General features: G+C 65.7%; 15 protein-coding genes. 9 read left to right on the top strand and 6 right to left on the bottom strand.

Features of this window, described 5'->3' with window-relative positions; translation table 11 throughout:
• The first annotated feature begins 166 nt into the window (after nt 1-166).
• Together ettA and OJI97_RS02180 are read left to right on the top strand one after the other, a co-directional pair.
• Entirely contained in the window at nt 167-1,846 is a 1,680-nt protein-coding gene (gene ettA, locus OJI97_RS02185; RefSeq protein ID WP_297660677.1) for an energy-dependent translational throttle protein EttA, read from the top strand.
• Nucleotides 1,847-1,902: 56 nt separating this feature from the next.
• Nucleotides 1,903-2,307 carry a PaaI family thioesterase gene (locus tag OJI97_RS02180; RefSeq protein WP_297660674.1) on the top strand — a complete coding sequence of 135 codons (405 nt, stop codon included), beginning with the start codon at nt 1,903-1,905 and terminating at the stop codon, nt 2,305-2,307.
• A 6-nt stretch (nt 2,308-2,313) separates the two neighbouring features.
• Here the strand turns inward: OJI97_RS02180 and OJI97_RS02175 are convergent, their stop codons facing one another.
• Both OJI97_RS02175 and OJI97_RS02170 read right to left on the bottom strand, forming a co-directional pair.
• Nucleotides 2,314-2,859, bottom strand: coding sequence for a CinA family protein (locus tag OJI97_RS02175; RefSeq protein WP_297660685.1), 546 nt, complete (start codon nt 2,857-2,859; stop codon nt 2,314-2,316).
• A gap of 12 nt (nt 2,860-2,871) precedes the next feature.
• Nucleotides 2,872-4,050 (bottom strand): bifunctional 2-C-methyl-D-erythritol 4-phosphate cytidylyltransferase/2-C-methyl-D-erythritol 2,4-cyclodiphosphate synthase, encoded by a 1,179-nt coding sequence (locus tag OJI97_RS02170; protein ID WP_297660671.1) that lies wholly within the window; start codon nt 4,048-4,050, stop codon nt 2,872-2,874.
• Between the two features lie 98 nt (nt 4,051-4,148).
• On the opposite strand from OJI97_RS02170, the gene dusB reads away from it, so the two are divergent.
• The 7 genes from dusB to hflX all read left to right on the top strand — a co-directional run bounded on the left by dusB (nt 4,149) and on the right by hflX (nt 13,359).
• Nucleotides 4,149-5,147: a tRNA dihydrouridine synthase DusB gene (dusB, locus tag OJI97_RS02165; RefSeq protein ID WP_297660668.1), complete on the top strand. Its 999-nt coding sequence runs from the start codon at nt 4,149-4,151 to the stop codon at nt 5,145-5,147.
• Entirely contained in the window at nt 5,144-6,238 is a 1,095-nt protein-coding gene (locus OJI97_RS02160) for an ATP-binding protein (protein ID WP_297660665.1), read from the top strand. The genes dusB and OJI97_RS02160 overlap by 4 nt, the downstream gene beginning before the upstream one ends.
• Entirely contained in the window at nt 6,235-7,653 is a 1,419-nt protein-coding gene (locus OJI97_RS02155; RefSeq protein WP_297660662.1) for a sigma 54-interacting transcriptional regulator, read from the top strand. The genes OJI97_RS02160 and OJI97_RS02155 overlap by 4 nt, the downstream gene beginning before the upstream one ends.
• Before the next feature lie 92 nt (nt 7,654-7,745).
• Nucleotides 7,746-10,037, top strand: a complete 2,292-nt coding sequence (locus tag OJI97_RS02150) for an ATP-binding protein (protein WP_297660659.1) — start codon at nt 7,746-7,748, stop codon at nt 10,035-10,037.
• Nucleotides 10,027-11,406 carry a sigma-54 dependent transcriptional regulator gene (locus tag OJI97_RS02145; protein WP_297660656.1) on the top strand — a complete coding sequence of 460 codons (1,380 nt, stop codon included), beginning with the start codon at nt 10,027-10,029 and terminating at the stop codon, nt 11,404-11,406. The genes OJI97_RS02150 and OJI97_RS02145 overlap by 11 nt, the downstream gene beginning before the upstream one ends.
• A 118-nt stretch (nt 11,407-11,524) precedes the next feature.
• Nucleotides 11,525-12,019 (top strand): RNA chaperone Hfq, encoded by a 495-nt coding sequence (gene hfq / locus OJI97_RS02140; protein ID WP_297660653.1) that lies wholly within the window; start codon nt 11,525-11,527, stop codon nt 12,017-12,019.
• 50 nt (nt 12,020-12,069) lie between these two features.
• Nucleotides 12,070-13,359: a GTPase HflX gene (hflX, locus tag OJI97_RS02135; RefSeq protein WP_297660682.1), complete on the top strand. Its 1,290-nt coding sequence runs from the start codon at nt 12,070-12,072 to the stop codon at nt 13,357-13,359.
• Between the two features lie 140 nt (nt 13,360-13,499).
• Here hflX and mazG read toward each other — a convergent pair whose 3' ends face one another.
• The 4 genes from mazG to OJI97_RS02115 form a co-directional block, all read right to left on the bottom strand.
• The gene (gene mazG, locus OJI97_RS02130; RefSeq protein ID WP_297660651.1) at nt 13,500-14,279 is read right to left on the bottom strand and encodes a nucleoside triphosphate pyrophosphohydrolase; all 780 of its coding nucleotides are present in this window, start codon (nt 14,277-14,279) and stop codon (nt 13,500-13,502) included.
• Between the two features lie 67 nt (nt 14,280-14,346).
• Nucleotides 14,347-14,529, bottom strand: coding sequence for a hypothetical protein (locus tag OJI97_RS02125; RefSeq protein WP_297660649.1), 183 nt, complete (start codon nt 14,527-14,529; stop codon nt 14,347-14,349).
• A complete protein-coding gene (locus tag OJI97_RS02120) occupies nt 14,526-15,290 on the bottom strand; it encodes an MBL fold metallo-hydrolase (protein ID WP_297660646.1) in 765 nt (254 codons plus the stop codon). Before OJI97_RS02120 ends, OJI97_RS02125 begins: the two co-directional genes overlap by 4 nt.
• A gap of 13 nt (nt 15,291-15,303) precedes the next feature.
• Nucleotides 15,304-16,080 carry a TatD family hydrolase gene (locus OJI97_RS02115; RefSeq protein ID WP_297660680.1) on the bottom strand — a complete coding sequence of 259 codons (777 nt, stop codon included), beginning with the start codon at nt 16,078-16,080 and terminating at the stop codon, nt 15,304-15,306.
• Nucleotides 16,081-16,209: the final 129 nt, after the last annotated feature.

Genomic DNA, 16,209 nt, shown 5'->3' with positions numbered 1-16,209 from the left:
CCCCGGATCAAGTCCGGGGTGACGAAAAAGTAAAGGCACGTCTCTCGTTTCAAACGACGTCATCACCCAAATGCCCAATCGATTGCCAACCCCGCGCCCATTCGCTAACCGGCGCCCAACTCTTCCGGCCGCGAGCGCGCGGCCCAGCCTCTACCGGAGCATATCGATGGCCGCCCAATATAGTTTCGTGATGAAAGGTCTGTCGAAGACCTATCCCGGCGCGCAAAAGCCGACGCTCAACAATCTGAGTCTGCAATTCTATCCCGATGCCAAGATCGGCATCGTCGGCCCGAACGGCACCGGCAAGTCGACGCTGATGAAGATCATGGCGGGTATCGACAAGGATTTCACCGGCGAAGCGTGGCCGGGCGAGGGGATCAGCGTCGGCTATCTGGCGCAGGAGCCGCAGCTCGACCCGAACAAGACGGTCAAGGAGAATGTCATGGACGGGGTGCGCCCCGTCGCCGACATGATGGACCGCTTCAACCAGATCAGCGCGCTGATGGCCGATCCGCCCGCCGACGCCGATTTCGACGCGCTGATGGAGGAAATGGGCACGCTGCAGGAAAAGATCGACGCGGTCGACGGCTGGACGCTCGACAACCAGCTCGAAATCGCGATGGAAGCGCTGCGCTGCCCGCCCGGCGACTGGAGCGTCGAAAATCTGTCGGGCGGTGAAAAGCGCCGCATCGCGCTCACCCGCCTGCTGCTCGAAAAGCCGTCGATCCTGCTGCTCGACGAACCGACCAACCATTTGGACGCCGAAAGCGTCGCATGGCTGGAAAAGCATCTGGTCGACTATCCGGGCAACGTCATTCTCGTCACCCACGACCGCTATTTCCTCGACAATGTCGTGAACTGGATTCTCGAACTCGATCGCGGCCGCTACTTCGTCTACGAGGGCAATTATTCGACCTACCTCGACAAGAAGGGCAAGCGACTCGAACAGGAAGCGCGCGAGGATCAGGGTCGCCAGAAAGCGATCAAAGACGAACTCGAATGGATCCGGCAATCGCCCAAGGCGCGCCAGGCCAAGTCGAAAGCGCGTATCAAGAGTTTCGACCAGCTCGTGGAGGCGCAGGAAAACCGCACCCCCGGCAAGGCGCAGATCGTTATCCAGGTGCCCGAACGCCTGGGCGGCAAGGTGATCGAGGTTTCGGGCATCTCGAAGGCCTATGGCGAGAAGCTGCTGTTCGAGGATCTGTCCTTCACCCTGCCGCCCGGCGGCATCGTCGGTGTTATCGGCCCCAACGGCGCGGGCAAGTCGACTTTGTTCAAGCTGATCACCGGGCAGGAAGAGCCCGACAGCGGCAGCGTCGCGATCGGCGACACGGTTCGCCTCGGCTATGTCGACCAGAGCCGCGACGCCCTCGACCCGAACAAGAATGTCTGGGAGGAAATCTCGGGCGGTCACGACATGATGTCGATCGGCAAGCACGAGATGCAGACGCGCGCCTATGTCGGCGCCTTCAACTTCAAGGGCACCGACCAGCAGAAGAAGGTCGGCCAGCTTTCGGGCGGCGAGCGCAACCGCGTCCATATGGCGAAGATGCTCAAGGCCGGCGGCAACGTGCTGCTGCTCGACGAACCGACCAACGACCTCGACACCGAAACGCTTGCCGCGCTGGAGGAAGCACTCGAGAATTTCGCGGGTTGCGCGGTGGTCATCAGCCACGACCGCTTCTTCCTCGACCGCCTCGCGACGCATATTCTCGCGTTCGAGGGCGACAGCCATGTCGAATGGTTCGAGGGCAATTTCGAGGCCTATGAGGAGGACAAGATCCGCCGCCTCGGCGACGAGGCGACGCGGCCGCACGCGACGACCTACAAGAAGCTGACGCGCTGACCGGCATGGCGGGGGAGGCTCCAATCTCATCGCCGATCTCTTCTGGCGCGATCCGCATGGACGCGGACGCGCTCAACGCCTTCATGGCGGAGGCCTTCCCCCACGCGAAGCCGGGTTCGCGCGGCCATGTCGTCTCGGCAGCGCCGGGCCATATCCGCGCGCGGATCGATCCCAACGAACAGGCGCTGCGCCCGGGCGGATTGATTTCCGGCCCGACGCAGATGGGCTTTGCCGACATGGCGGCCTATGCGCTCGTCCTCGCGCATATCGGCCCGGTCGCGATGGCGGTGACGAGCGCGCTCAACTATCAGTTTCTGCGCCCGTGCCGTCCGGGGCCGGTGTTCGCCGACGCGCATCTGCTGCGGCTCGGCAAGCGATTGGCGGTGATGGATATCCGCATCTGGACCGACGATGCCGACAAGCCCGTCGGACAGGCGAATGTGACCTACGCCATTCCGTAGCGCCGCTTAGGCCGGAAGCTCGATATCTTCCGACGGCCGCAGCGAATCCCTGGCGGGCTGAAGCAGGTCGAGCGCGAACAGGGTCGCGGCGTGACGGATGGCGGCGCGATCTTTCGAGTCGAACTGCACCCGCTGGGTGAAATAATCGTCGGGGTCCTGCCCACGCAGCGCGCGCGCGAAGACGACCTGGCCGACGGGCTTCTTCTCCGATCCGCCGCCGGGGCCCGCAATGCCGGTGATCGCGACCGCGACATCGGCGTCGCTGTTCGCCAGCACCCCAGCGGCCATCGCCCAGGCGGTCGCGAGCGAGACCTCGCCGAAGGTTTCCAATATTTCGCCGCTGACGTCGAGCTGGCGTTTCTTCGCGTCGCCCGAATAGGTGATGAAGCCGGCGCTGAACACGTCGGAGCTGCCCGCGATGTCGGTCAGCGCCGCCGACACCATGCCGCCGGTGCAGCTTTCGGCGACGGCGACCTTGCGCCCGGCGGCGCGGTTGGCGGCGAGGGCCGACGTGGCGGCCTCTTCACGCGCGGTCTGGCGCGTTTCGACGATCGACGACAAGGTTCAATTCTCCGGAAGTGACAGGGTGGCGATCGCCTGTGCGGCGATCCCTTCGCGGCGGCCGGTGAAGCCCAGCCGCTCGGTCGTTGTGGCCTTCACACTAACGCGCTCCAGCGCAATCGCAAGGATTTCGGCGATGCGGGCGCGGATCGCGGGACGATGCGGGCCGATCCTGGGCGCTTCGGCGATGATCGTCAGATCGATATGATCGATGCGCCCGCCGCGTGCCGCGACGCGGTCGGCGGCGAAAGCGAGAAAGCGGTGCGAGGCGGCGCCGCGCCATTGCGGGTCGCTCGGCGGAAAATGGTCGCCGATGTCGCCGTCGGCCAGCGCGCCGAGAATCGCGTCGGTGATCGCATGGAGCGCGACGTCGGCATCGCTGTGACCCTCAAGCCCATGACTATGCGCGATTTCGATCCCGCCGATCCACAGCGGCTTGCCCGTCACGAGGCGGTGAACATCATAGCCCATGCCGACCGCGGTTCGCATCATCGTCCCTGTCCCCAAAAGCCCGGAAAGGATCGTCCTATCCTCGGCATATGTCAGTTTGTGGAGCTTCGCATCGCCTGCGACCGCCGCGACGGGGATGCCGAGGCGGCGGACGAGCTGCGCATCGTCGGTTGCGGTCTCGCCCGTGGCGGCGGCATGGGCCCGGCGCAAGGTGCCGAGGCGGAAGGCCTGCGGGGTCTGAACGCGCGCGAGGGCGGCGCGATCGACGACATCACCGGCTTCGCCATCCGCCTGCTCGACCAGCGTGTCGGGAACGGGAAGCGTCGGGATGGCGGCCTCGCCGGTTTGCAGCGCGGCAATCAACCGATCGATGACATCGGCGGTCACCCCGGGCCGCGCGGCATCGTGGACTAGGACGAGCGCATCCTCGTCCCAGCCGGCGAGTGCGGCGAGGGCGTTGGCGACCGATTGCTGGCGTTCGGCGCCGGGATCGGCGGAAATCCAGCCTTCGGGCAGCGCGCCGGTCGCCGCCATGACGTCATCACTTGCTACCAGCACGCCGCCAGAGATCGCGGGATGCGCCGCGAAGGTGTCGAGGCTCCAGCGCAGCACCGGCTTGCCGCCGAGCGCTTCGAGCTGCTTCGGCTGGGCGAAACCCGCGCGGCGTCCCCGGCCGCCGGCGAGCAATATGACCCCGATGCGCGGGGAGCGGGAAGGCGAAGACTCGGCCATGTCGCGCGCCGGTTAGCGCAGCCGCGACTTGCGGGAAAGCCGCTTAGCGTGTAGGGGCGTGCTCAAATTTTAGGCAATTTCGACGAAAGCTCCCCGCCATGGCGCCGCTCCGGCCCATTCAGATCGGCCCCATCACCATCGCGGATCCCGTGATCCTCGCGCCGATGACGGGCGTCTCCGACATGCCGTTCCGCACGCTCGTGCGCCGCTACGGTTCGGGGCTCAACGTCACCGAGATGATCGCGAGCCAGGCGGCGATCCGCGAAACGCGCCAGTCGCTCCAGAAGGCGGCATGGCACCCGGTCGAGGAGCCGGTGTCGATGCAGCTCGTCGGCTGCACCCCCTATGAAATGGGCGAGGCGGCCAAGCTCAACGAGGATCGCGGCGCGGCGATCATCGACATCAACATGGGCTGCCCGGTGCGCAAGGTCACCAATGGCGACGCGGGATCGGCGCTGATGCGCGACCTGAAGCTCGCCGCCGCGCTGATCGATTCCTGCGTCAAGGCGGTGTCGGTCCCCGTGACCGTCAAGATGCGCATGGGCTGGGACGTCGACAGCCTCAACGCGCCCGAACTCGCACATATCGCCGAGGATCTGGGCGCGAAGCTGGTGACGGTGCATGGCCGCACGCGCAACCAGATGTATCGCGGCACCGCCGACTGGGCATTCGTCCGCACGGTCAAGGATGCGGTGTCGATCCCGGTCATCGTCAACGGCGACATCTGCTCGGCCGACGATGCCCGCACCGCCATTGCGCAGAGCGGCGCCGACGGGGTGATGATCGGCCGCGGCGCCTATGGCCGGCCGTGGCTGCTCGGACAGGTGATGGCGGCGCTGCGCGGGGAGGGCGAGCGCTCCGACCCCGGCATCGACGAACAATATGACATCATCACAACACATTATCGCGCGATGCTCGACCATTATGGAGAGATGACCGGGGTCAATATGGCGCGCAAGCATCTCGGCTGGTACGTCAAGGGCCTGCCGGGCTCGGCCGAGTTCCGCAACAAGGTCAACCAGATTCCCGACAGCCGCGGCGTGCTCGACGCGCTCGAGCAATTCTACGGCCCCTATCTGAGCAAGGCGGCCGCGTGAGCGCGCTGACGTCGAGCATCCCGATGTTCGACCATGACGAGATCATCCAGTCGCATCCCGTCGCCACGCTGCTGATCGACCGGGGCGGGGTGATCCTGTTCGTCAACGCCGCCGCCGAACAGCTTTGCAATATCGGGCGCGCGGCGATGGTCGGGCGCGTCATCGACGATGTGATCGGCATGGACCGCAGCTTTCGCCAGCGGATGAACGATCCGGCGGCCCCGGCGCTCTTCGCGCACCGCGCCGAAATCACCCTTGGCGGGCGCCGGTCGGTCTTCGTCGACATGCAGCTCGTGCCCTATGGCCGCAGCGGCCATCGCATCCTGACGCTCGTGCCGTCGCAGCGCGAGGCCGATCTGATGGGCGGCGCGATCGGCCGCTCGGGCCGCGCCGCGGGCGCCGCCGCCTCGATGCTCGCGCACGAGATCAAGAATCCGCTCGCGGGGATCAAGGGCGCGGCGCAACTGCTTGCACGCAAGGCCGATGCGAGCGGCGAGCGCTTCACCACCCTGATCTGCGCCGAGGTCGACCGGATCACGACGCTGATCGACCAGATGGAGCATTTCTCGCGCGGTCAGCCGATCGCCTGCGGCCCGGTCAACCTCTATCAGCCGATCCACCAGGCGATGGAGACCGCCCGCGCGCGCCAGTTTCCGGGCATCGGCTTCGTCGAGGATTTCGACCCGTCGCTGCCCTTGGTGCACGGCAATCACGATGCACTGGTCCAGATCCTGCTCAACCTGATCACCAACGGCTGCGAGGTGCTGGCGGGGCGCGACGACGGTATCGTGCGGATCGCGACCGCCTATCGCCATGGCTTGTCGATCGACAATGGCGACGGCCGCGGCCGCATCGCGCTGCCGATCGAGGTCAGCGTCAGCGACAATGGCCCCGGCGTTCCCGCCGATATCCGCGGCGACCTGTTCGATCCCTTCGTCACGACGAAGCGCGAGGGCAGGGGGCTCGGCCTCGCGCTCGTCGCCAAGCTCGCGCGCGACATGGGGGGAACGGCGCAGCATCTTCGCGACGGCGACTGGACGCGCTTCCGCGTCCACCTGCCCGCCGTGCCGAAGCAGGGACGAGGCGCATGAGCAGCGGCAAGACCATCCTGCTCGTCGAGGACGATCCGGCGATCGCGCTGATCATCCGCGAAACGCTCGACGCCGAATGCGGCACCTTCGCGTCGGTTTCGAGCATCGGCGAGCGCAACGCCTGGCTGGCGGACCATCGCGCCGACCTGATCATCACCGACGTCGTGCTGCCCGACGGCGACGGCATCGACTCGCTGCCCGGCGTGGGGGGCGATCCTGACACGCCGGTGATCGTCCTGTCGGCGCAGAACACCCTCGACACCGCGGTGCGCGCGACGGGGATCGGCAGCTATGACTATCTGCCCAAGCCGTTCGACCTCGAGGAACTGACCGCGAGCGTCCGCGCCGCGCTCGAACGGAGCAGCCAGCCTGCGGTCAAGGCCGATCCGGGGCAGGCCGACAGCCACGGGCTGGTCGGCCGTGCGCCGGCGATGCAGGCGGTCTACCGCACCATCGCGCGGCTCGCGACCAACGATCTTGCGGTGCTCATCCTGGGTGAATCGGGCACCGGCAAGGAGGTCGTCGCGCGCGCGATCCACGCGACGGGATTGCGGCGCGGCGGGCCGTTCGTCGCGATCAACATGGCCGCGATCCCGCGCGAACTGATCGAGGCCGAGCTGTTCGGCCATGAAAAGGGCGCTTTCACCGGCGCGACCAGCCGCAACGCTGGCCGCTTCGAGCAGGCGGCGGGCGGCACCCTGTTCCTCGACGAGATCGGCGACATGCCGCTGGAGGCGCAGACGCGGTTGCTGCGCGTGCTGCAGAGCAACGAATATTCGACCGTCGGCGGCAGCCAGGCGCTGCGTGCCGATGTGCGCGTCGTCGCGGCGACGCACCGCGACATGCGCACGCTCGTCGCCGACGGGCGCTTTCGCGAGGATCTTTTCTACCGGCTCAACGTCATTCCGGTGACGCTGCCGCCGCTGCGCGACCGGCGGAGCGACATCGCCGCGCTCGTGCGCCATTTCGTCGATGCGGGGCGGCATGCCGGGCTTCCCGACCGGCAATTCGCGCCCGCCGCGATGCAGCTTCTCGAACGCCATGACTGGCCGGGCAACGTCCGCGAACTCGGGAACGTCGTTCAGCGCCTTGCGGTGCTGTCGCGCGACACCTCGGTCGGCGCGCGCGATGTCGAAGCGGTGCTGCGCGACCATGGCGAGAGCGCGGCGATTGCCGCTCCCGCCGACCTGATTGCCCGCGCGGTCGACGATTGGGCGCGCGAGGCGCTTGCCACATCGGGTCAGGACGGCGCAATCCATGGCGCGCTCGAAGCGATCGTCGAAACGGCGCTGCTGCGCCGGACGCTGCGCGAAGTGCGCGGCAACCAGCTCGAGGCGGCGCGCCGGCTGGGGATCAACCGCAACACGCTGCGCAAGCGGCTGGGGCAACTCGACATCGACCCCGCGCGCCCCTGACGCCTCGCACCAACGGCAAAAAGCGCACATATCGGCGCGCGTACGCACTTTGTGTGTTTTCTATGCAACAGGATTGTCGTAGCAAGGCAACAATGGAGCCTGCCGCTTCCCTTGGCGTCGAAAACGATTCTACCGATCCGACCGCGGATTCGCGGGGCTGGCACTTTGCGGCGCCCGAATATTACACGCTGGCGATCATCATCAGCGTCGCGATCGCGACCTATATCTTCGTCACCGGCGACGCGCAGAGCGAACGGCTGCTGACCCCCGCGCTTGTCGCTGCGATCATGGTCGTGAACCTCGTTCCGGCGATGGCGCTGATCGTGCTCGTCGGCAGCCGCATCGCGCGGGCGCGCGCGATGCGGTCGATGGCGGGGGGCAATGGCCGTCTGCACGTCAGGCTGGTGGCGCTCTTCTCGTTGCTCGCGGCAACCCCGACGCTGCTGGTCGTGATCTTCGCTTCGCTGCTGTTCCAGTTCGGCGTCGATTTCTGGTTCTCCGACCGATCGCGGGGAATGTTCGAAAATGCCGCTAATCTGGCGCAAGGCTATTATCAGGAGAATCAGAAGCAGGTTGAGCAAAACGCTTTGGTAATGGCCACGGACATCAGCAAGGCCATCAAATATGCTTCGTTCAGCGATACCGATTTCAAGTTTTTCTATGTGCAGCAGGTGTTGTTCAGGGGATTGAACGAGTCGGCCATCATAAGAATGGGCGACTCCGGCGAATATATTACGGAAGCGATGATAGAACCCGACGAACGCGATGCGTCGGAACGCATTTCTCCTCAGGATATCAAGGCTCTCGACGACGGAAAGCCGATCATCGTCCACCAGACCGACCGCCGCATCGAAGCCGCGACCAAGATCAAGGGCGACAAACGGCTTTATCTTTATGTCGCTCGCAACACCGGTGCATTGGGGCTCTTGCAGTTCGGCAGGGCGCGAACCGTGCTGGCCGACTATAACGATCTGTTCGATCGATCCCAGAAGCTGCAATTGCAGTTCAACGGCGCGCTCTATCTCGGCTCGCTGCTGCTTCTCGCCCTGGCGGTGATCGCCGCCATCGTTGTCGCAGATCGCATCGTCCGGCCGCTTGGCACCTTGATCGGCGCAACGCGGACCGCGGCGGGCGGCGACCTGTCGGTGCGGGTTACGCCTCCGGCGCGCGAGGACGAGATCGCAGTGCTCACGAGCGCCTTCAATCGCATGACCGAACAGTTGGAGGGGCAGACGGGGGCGCTTGTGACCGCCAATGCCCAGCTCGAAGCGCGGCGGAGTTTCATCGAGGCAGTCCTGAGCGGCGTTTCCTCGGCGGTCGTGTCGGTCGATGCCGATCATCATATCCTGCTCGTCAACGCCGCGGCCGAGCGGTTGATCGGACAGAGCGCGGCGGACCTCACCGGCCAGCCGCTCGCCGACGTCGCCCCCGAACTCGCGGGCCTGCTGACCAGCGGCGAACGCGAAGGCGTCGTCCAACTCGCGCGCCGCGATGCCGAGCCCGCGACGCTGGCGGCAAAAGCGGTGGCGCAGGGCGATGGTTTCGTGCTGAGCTTCGAGGATATCACACAGCAATTGCTCGATCAGCGGCGCGCTGCCTGGTCCGACGTCGCGCGGCGGATCGCGCACGAGATCAAGAATCCGCTGACCCCGATCCAGCTCGCCGCCGAGCGGCTTCAGCGCCGTTTCGGCGAAAAGGTCGAGGGCGACGCGCCGACCTTTCGCCGTCTGACCGACACGATCGTCCGCCAGGTGCACGACATGCGGCGCATGGTCGACGAATTTTCCAGCTTCGCGCGGATGCCCAAGCCGACCTTCGGGGTCGAGGATATTCGGGACATCCTGCGCCAGGCGGTCTTCCTGTTCGAGGTGGCAAAGCCCGAGATCGCCTTCAGCGTGAAAACGCCCGACGAGATCGAGCCGCTCGTCTGCGACCGCCGCCTGCTTTCGCAAGCGCTCACAAACATCGTCAAGAATGCAGTCGAAGCGATTGAAGAAAAATCAGATAATACCGCGTCGTCGCCGATCGGCCACATCAGCGCCGAGCTCGCGGCAGGCGCGGGCGACGCCATCGTCATCCGAGTCAGCGACGACGGGGTCGGGCTGCCGCAGGCCCGCGACACGATCGCCGAACCCTATATGACGACGCGGCAGGGCGGCACCGGGCTGGGACTCGCGATCGTCAAGAAGATCGTCGAGCAGCATTATGGCGAACTCGAATTCTGCGACAATCCGGCGGGGCAGGGCACATGCGTGACGCTGACCCTGCATCCGGGGCGGCTGCGGTCGTTGGCGAGCAGGGGGGGGGAATTGGCAACAGGGCAGGGTGAATCGGTCCCCGGACGGGTCCGGAACCGGCAGGACAGAGAAGAATATGGCGCTTGATATCCTGATCGTCGACGATGAGCGCGACATTTGCGAACTGGTGGCCGGCGTCATGGAGGACGAAGGCTATGAAGCGCGCACCGCGTCGGACAGCGATGCCGCGCTCGATGCGATCCGTCAGCGGCGGCCGTCGCTGGCGCTGATCGACGTGTGGCTTCAGGGCTCGCGGCTCGACGGGCTGGGGCTGGTCGAGGCAATCAAGGCCTTCGACCCGACGCTGCCGATCATCGTCATTTCGGGCCACGGCGGCCTCGACACCGCCGTCGCGGCGATCCGCCGGGGCGCGTTCGACTTCATCGAAAAGCCGTTCGAGGCCGAACGGCTGCTCCATCTCGTCGCGCGGGCGACCGAGAGCGAGCGGCTCAAGTTCGAATATGAGCAATTGCGCGAGAAAGCGGGGCCGTCCGACGAACTGACCGGCACCAGCGCCGCGATCAACAATGTCCGTGCGACGCTGAAACGCGTCGCCGGAACGGGCAGCCGCGTCCTCATCACCGGCGCGCCGGGGGTGGGCAAGGAAGTCGCCGCGCGCGTCCTCCACGGCTGGAGCGGGCGGCACAACGCGCCCTTCCGCGTGATCTCCTCGGCGCGCATGGACCCCGAGACGGTCGAGATCGAACTTTTCGGTTCGGAGGCCGAGGATGGATCGATCCGCGTCGGCCTGCTCGAACAGGCGCATGGCGGAACCCTGTTCCTCGACGAGGTCGCCGACATGCCGCTGACGACGCAGGGCAAAATCCTTCGCGTCCTCACCGATCAGAGCTTCACGCGGGTCGGCGGGCGGACGATGATCCGCGTCGATGTGCGCATCATTTCGGGCTCGGCACGCGACCTGACAGTCGAGATCGCCGAAAACCGGTTCCGCGAGGATCTTTATTATCGGCTGAACGTCGTGCCGGTGCATATTCCGCCGCTGCGCGAGCGCCGCGATGACGTCGCCAGCCTTTGCGATCATTTCGTCCGCCGCTACGCCGCCGACCGTCGCGTGCCGCCGCCCGAAATCAGCGGCGAGGCCATGGCCGCGTTCCAGGCGCATGACTGGCCGGGAAATGTTCGCGAACTGCGCAACGTGATCGAACGCGTGATGATCCTCGCGCCGAGCGATCGGCTGGGCCGTATCGACGCCGATATGCTGCCCGCCGAACTGGTGCGCGGCGGCGCCGACATCCTGCCGAACAGCGAGTCGATCACCGCGATTCCGCTCAAGGAAGCCCGCGAGAATTTCGAGCGCGAATATCTGCGCATCCAGATAAACCGCTTTTCGGGCAATATCTCGCGCACCGCCACCTTCATCGGGATGGAGCGCTCGGCGCTGCATCGAAAGCTCAAACTGCTCGGACTGACCGAAAGTCCCGACAGCGACGGTTGACGGCTTTCCCGCTAGACCTGCGTGGAGCTTTGCCGCATATTGCGCGTGCGAAGATGGTCGCTAACGCCGGAAACGGCGTCGCATTTGCGGTTCCACCGCCAAAATCAAGGAGGCAAATATGTCCGACAAGAATCAGAATCTCCAGGATCTTTTCCTCAATGCCCTGCGCCGGACCAAGACGCCGGTGACGATGTTCCTGGTCAAGGGCGTCAAATTGCAGGGCATCATCACCTGGTTCGACAATTTCTCGCTGCTGCTGCGCCGCGACGGCCAGTCGCAGCTCGTCTACAAGCACGCGATCTCGACGGTGATGCCGTCGCACGATTTCGATCTCGCGTCGCTGGGCAACGACATCCGCGATGCGCCGCCAAGCAAGGGCAAGGCGCTGCAGGACGTGTTCCTCAACGCGGTGCGCCGGTCGGACGAGTCGGTGACGATGTTCCTGGTGAATGGCGTGATGCTGCAGGGCGATATCGTCGCCTTCGACCTGTTCTGCATGCTGCTGGAGCGTGAGCGGCAGGTGCAACTCGTCTACAAACATGCGATCTCGACCGTTCAGCCGAACGGGCCGATCAACCTCACCGGCGATGGCGACGAAGAAGGCGCTGCCTGATCGACGCGACGAGCGACAGCGACGGTGACGTCACCCGCGGCGCCGCGGCGCTGCTGATCGTGCCCGAATGGCACGGGCAGCGGCTGTCGCGCGACCTGGATGCGCGCGCCGAGGAAGCGAAGGGGCTGGCGCTGGCGATCGGGCTCGACGTCGTGGCGGTCCATGCGCTGCGGCTGCGGCAGACGCGCGCGGCGACGCTGATCGGGGTGGGGCAGATCGAGGCGATCAAGCCCGATGTCGTCGAACGGGGCGCGCAGCTCGTCATCGTCGACGCGGCGCTGACCGCGATCCAGCAGCGCAATCTGGAAACCGAGTTCGGGACGAAAGTCATCGATCGGACGGGGCTGATCCTCGAAATCTTCGGGGAGCGCGCGGCGACGGCCGAGGGGCGGCTGCAGGTCGAACTGGCGCATCTCGATTATCAGGCGGGGCGGCTGGTGCGAAGCTGGACCCACCTCGAGCGGCAGCGCGGCGGCTTCGGCTTCCTCGGCGGGCCGGGCGAAACGCAGATCGAGGCCGACCGGCGGATGATCCGCAATCGCATGGCGCGCATCCGCCGCCAGCTCGACGATGCCCGCCGCACCCGCCAGCTCCAGCGCTCGAAGCGCCAGCGCGCGCCCTGGCCGGTGATCGCGCTCGTTGGCTATACCAATGCCGGAAAATCGACTTTTTTCAATCGCCTGACGGGAAGTGACGTCATGGCGGAAGACATGCTGTTCGCGACGCTCGACCCGACGATGCGCGAAATCCGGCTGCCGGGGATCGACAAGGCGATCCTGTCGGACACCGTCGGCTTCGTCTCCGACCTGCCGACCGAGCTTGTCGCGGCTTTTCGCGCGACGCTGGAAGAGGTCACGACCGCCGACCTGATCGTCCATGTCCGCGACATCGTGCATCCCGACAGCGAGGCGCAATATGACGACGTTCGCGCGATCCTCGAATCGCTGGGCGTGAATGGACCGCGCGACGGGGAAGGGGGGGACGATCCCGAGGCCGTCCCGCAGATAGAAATCTGGAACAAGATCGACACCGCCGATGCCGAACGGCGCGCCGCCATCGAAGAAATGGCGGCGCGACGCTCCGACGTCGCGGTCATCTCGGCGGTGACGGGCGAGGGCGTCGAGGCGGCGCGGACGCTCATGGCGTCACAATTGACCGCCCGTCACCGCGTCGAGCGCCTCTTCCTGCGCTTCGATCAGGGCGAGGCGATGGCATGGCTCCACGCCCGCGGCGAAGTGTTGTCCGACGTTGCCGAGGGTGAGGGGCATGTGCTGACGGTGCGGCTCGATCCCGCCGACCGCGCGCGGTTCGAGCGGTTGTGGCCGGCGGGGGATGTGTAGCGCGGGCTACGGCATCGAGAGTCGGTGTTTTAACGCCCGCCTAGTATCCCGTTCGTGTCGAGCGAAGTCGAGACACCCATCGGCCTTGCGCTATCTCGATGGGTGTCTCGACTTCGCTCGACACGAACGGGATCGAGAGTTCACCGCTCAGACGCCTTGACCGCCTGCCAATAGGCCTCGAGCGTATCGAGCGGCAGCGTGGCGATATCCGGTCCCGCGCGCTCCTCGACGCCATGAAAGCGGCGGGCGAATTTATCGTTTGCAGCGCGCAGCGCGCCTTCGGCATCGACGCCAAGATGACGCGCGTAATTGACCACCGCGAAGAGCAGATCGCCGATTTCTTCGGCGCGCGCTTCATCGTCGGGTGCCGTCACGACTTCGTCCAGTTCCTCGGCGATCTTGGCGCGCGGACCATCGGCATCGGGCCAGTCGAAGCCGACGCGCGCAGCGCGGCCCTGCAGCTTTTGCGCGCGGAGCAGCGCCGGCAGCGACAGCGCGACGCCGTCGAGCGCGCTTTTGGGGCCGTCGGCGGCGCGCTCGGCCGCCTTGATCGCTTCCCACTGGCCGCGCACATCGTCCGTCCTGGCATCACCGAAGATATGCGGATGGCGGCGCTCCATCTTGTCGCTGATCGCGGTCGCGACATCGTCGAAACCGAACAGGCCTTCGTCGGTAGCAATCTGGCTGTGGAACACGACCTGAAGCAACAGGTCGCCGAGCTCGTCGCAGATCGCCGCGGGATCGCCGCCGGCGATTGCGTCGGCGACCTCATAGGCTTCCTCGATCGTATAGGGCGCGATCGTCGCGAAATCCTGCGCCAGATCCCATTCGCAGCCGCCGTCGGGATCGCGGAGCCGCGCCATGACGCCAAGCAGGCGATCGATGGGGGACGCAGCCGAGGGGGCTTTGGTGTCGGTCATCTTATTATCCGATAATATATATTATGTTAAATAAATATGGAGATGGAGAGGGCGTGGCCCCGACGCTTCATCCCCCGCGCACCGCCTGGAATGTCCAGACTGCCAGAAAGATCAGCCCGAAGATCGCGACCCACGCCAGCGCCATCTTGAGGCCATCCGAGACTTTGATGCGGCGCGCGACGAGCGCGCTCAGCACCAGCGCGAAGGCTCCCGCGAACCAGATCAGATCGACCGCGCTGTTGCCGCTCATAATTGCATCTCCAGCCCGTCATAGCCCGGCTCGACGCCCGGCGGCAGTTCGGCCGCCAGATCGTCATAGTCCATCGTATTGTCCATGTGCGTGATGATCGCGCGCGGATGGCCGACCTTGGCGAGCCCTTCGAGCGTCATCGCCAGATGCGGATGCGTCGGATGCGGATAGCGGCGGAGCGAGTCGATGACGAACAGGTCGACGCCCTGGAAAAAATCGACCATCTCGTCGGTGAACTTAGAGAAATCAGTGGCATAGGCGATCCTGTGCGCACCATCGCTGAAGATCAGCCCGGTCGCCTTGATCGGCCCGTGCGGCATTTCGAGCGCCGACACCTCGATCGGACCGATCGACTGATGATCCTCAAGGTCGATCGGATCGACCGACGCCGGATAGCCGGCGTTGCCCGCGAAGGCATAAGTGAAGCGCCATTTCAATATGTCGAGCACATGCGCGCGGGCATAAGCGGGCACCGCCGAGCGGCGGAGGTGCATGATCTGGCGCAGGTCATCGAGGCCGTGGGTGTGGTCGGCGTGTTCGTGGGTCCAGATGACGGCATCGACCTCGCCTACCCCGGCGTCGAGCAATTGCAGCCGCATATCGGGACTGGTGTCGACAAGAATACGAAAGCCGCCGAGCGAAATCATGATCGAGGCGCGGCTGCGCAGGTTGCGTATATTGTCGGGATCGCACGCGCCCCAATCGTTGCCGATCCGCGGCACCCCGGAAGACGTCCCGCAACCCAGGATTCTCACCTTCATGAGCGGTGTGACGTCATGCTGCCGCCTTGTTGAAAAGCGTATAGAAATTGGCGCTCGTCGCAGCCGCTAGCGTGTCGGCCTCCACTCCGCGCAGGTCGGCGAGATAGGCGAGCGTGTCGGCGACGAAGGCGGGCTCTCCAGTCTTGCCGCGGTGCGGGACGGGGGCGAGGAAGGGGGAGTCGGTTTCGATCAGCAGCCGGTCCTGCGGCAGCCATTTCGCGGTCGCCTGAAGATCGGCGGCATTCTTGAAGGTCACGATCCCCGAGATCGAGATATAGAGGCCGAGATCGAGTGCGCGGCGCGCGAAATCGTCGCTGGCGGTAAAGCAATGGATCACGCCGGGGAAGACCGCCCTTCCCATCTCCTCGCCAAGCAGCGCGAGCGTGTCGGCCTCGGCCTCGCGCGTGTGGACGATGATCGGCAGACCCGTTTCCTGCGACGCATGGATGTGGCGACGGAAACTGTCCTGCTGCCGCGCGCGGTCGCTCTTGTCGTAATAATAGTCGAGCCCCGTCTCGCCGATCCCGATCACGCGCGGGTGCGCGGCGCGCTCCACCAGCTTCGCGGTATCGACGTCGGGATGGTGATCGGCGTCGTGCGGATGGATACCGACGCTGGCCCAGACATCCGGGTTCGCTTCGGCCGCCGCGAGGACATCGTCCCATTCGCTTTCGCGCGTCGCGATGTTGAGCATCGCCGTGACGCCGCTCTCGCGAGCCCGCGCCAGCACCTCGCCCTGCTGCTCGGCAAGGCCTTTGTAGTTGAGATGACAGTGCGAATCGACGAGCATCAGGCTCAACCCTCAATCTTTTCCGCGTCATTGCGAGCGAAGGAGTTTCATGCCTCCCCGTCCCCTTACGGCAGGTCGAGGCGGGGAAAGATGGGGACGGGCTGGCCCAGCGGGAAACCGCTCCCCGCG

Source organism: Sphingopyxis sp., from assembly GCF_025869345.1.
Taxonomy (GTDB): domain Bacteria; phylum Pseudomonadota; class Alphaproteobacteria; order Sphingomonadales; family Sphingomonadaceae; genus Sphingopyxis.
This window is presented reverse-complemented; position numbering and strand designations above follow the sequence as displayed.

Bases quoted from the DNA above. Each gene is read 5' to 3' on its own strand.
- ettA (WP_297660677.1), top strand. From the start codon at position 167: ATGGCCGCCCAATATAGTTTCGTGATGAAAGGTCTGTCGAAGACCTAT.
- OJI97_RS02180 (WP_297660674.1), top strand. From the start codon at position 1,903: ATGGACGCGGACGCGCTCAACGCCTTCATGGCGGAGGCCTTCCCCCAC.
- OJI97_RS02170 (WP_297660671.1), bottom strand. From the start codon at position 4,050: ATGGCCGAGTCTTCGCCTTCCCGCTCCCCGCGCATCGGGGTCATATTG.
- dusB (WP_297660668.1), top strand. From the start codon at position 4,149: ATGGCGCCGCTCCGGCCCATTCAGATCGGCCCCATCACCATCGCGGAT.
- OJI97_RS02155 (WP_297660662.1), top strand. From the start codon at position 6,235: ATGAGCAGCGGCAAGACCATCCTGCTCGTCGAGGACGATCCGGCGATC.
- OJI97_RS02150 (WP_297660659.1), top strand. From the start codon at position 7,746: ATGGAGCCTGCCGCTTCCCTTGGCGTCGAAAACGATTCTACCGATCCG.
- OJI97_RS02145 (WP_297660656.1), top strand. From the start codon at position 10,027: ATGGCGCTTGATATCCTGATCGTCGACGATGAGCGCGACATTTGCGAA.
- hfq (WP_297660653.1), top strand. From the start codon at position 11,525: ATGTCCGACAAGAATCAGAATCTCCAGGATCTTTTCCTCAATGCCCTG.
- mazG (WP_297660651.1), bottom strand. From the start codon at position 14,279: ATGACCGACACCAAAGCCCCCTCGGCTGCGTCCCCCATCGATCGCCTG.
- OJI97_RS02125 (WP_297660649.1), bottom strand. From the start codon at position 14,529: ATGAGCGGCAACAGCGCGGTCGATCTGATCTGGTTCGCGGGAGCCTTC.
- OJI97_RS02120 (WP_297660646.1), bottom strand. From the start codon at position 15,290: ATGAAGGTGAGAATCCTGGGTTGCGGGACGTCTTCCGGGGTGCCGCGG.
- OJI97_RS02115 (WP_297660680.1), bottom strand. From the start codon at position 16,080: ATGCTCGTCGATTCGCACTGTCATCTCAACTACAAAGGCCTTGCCGAG.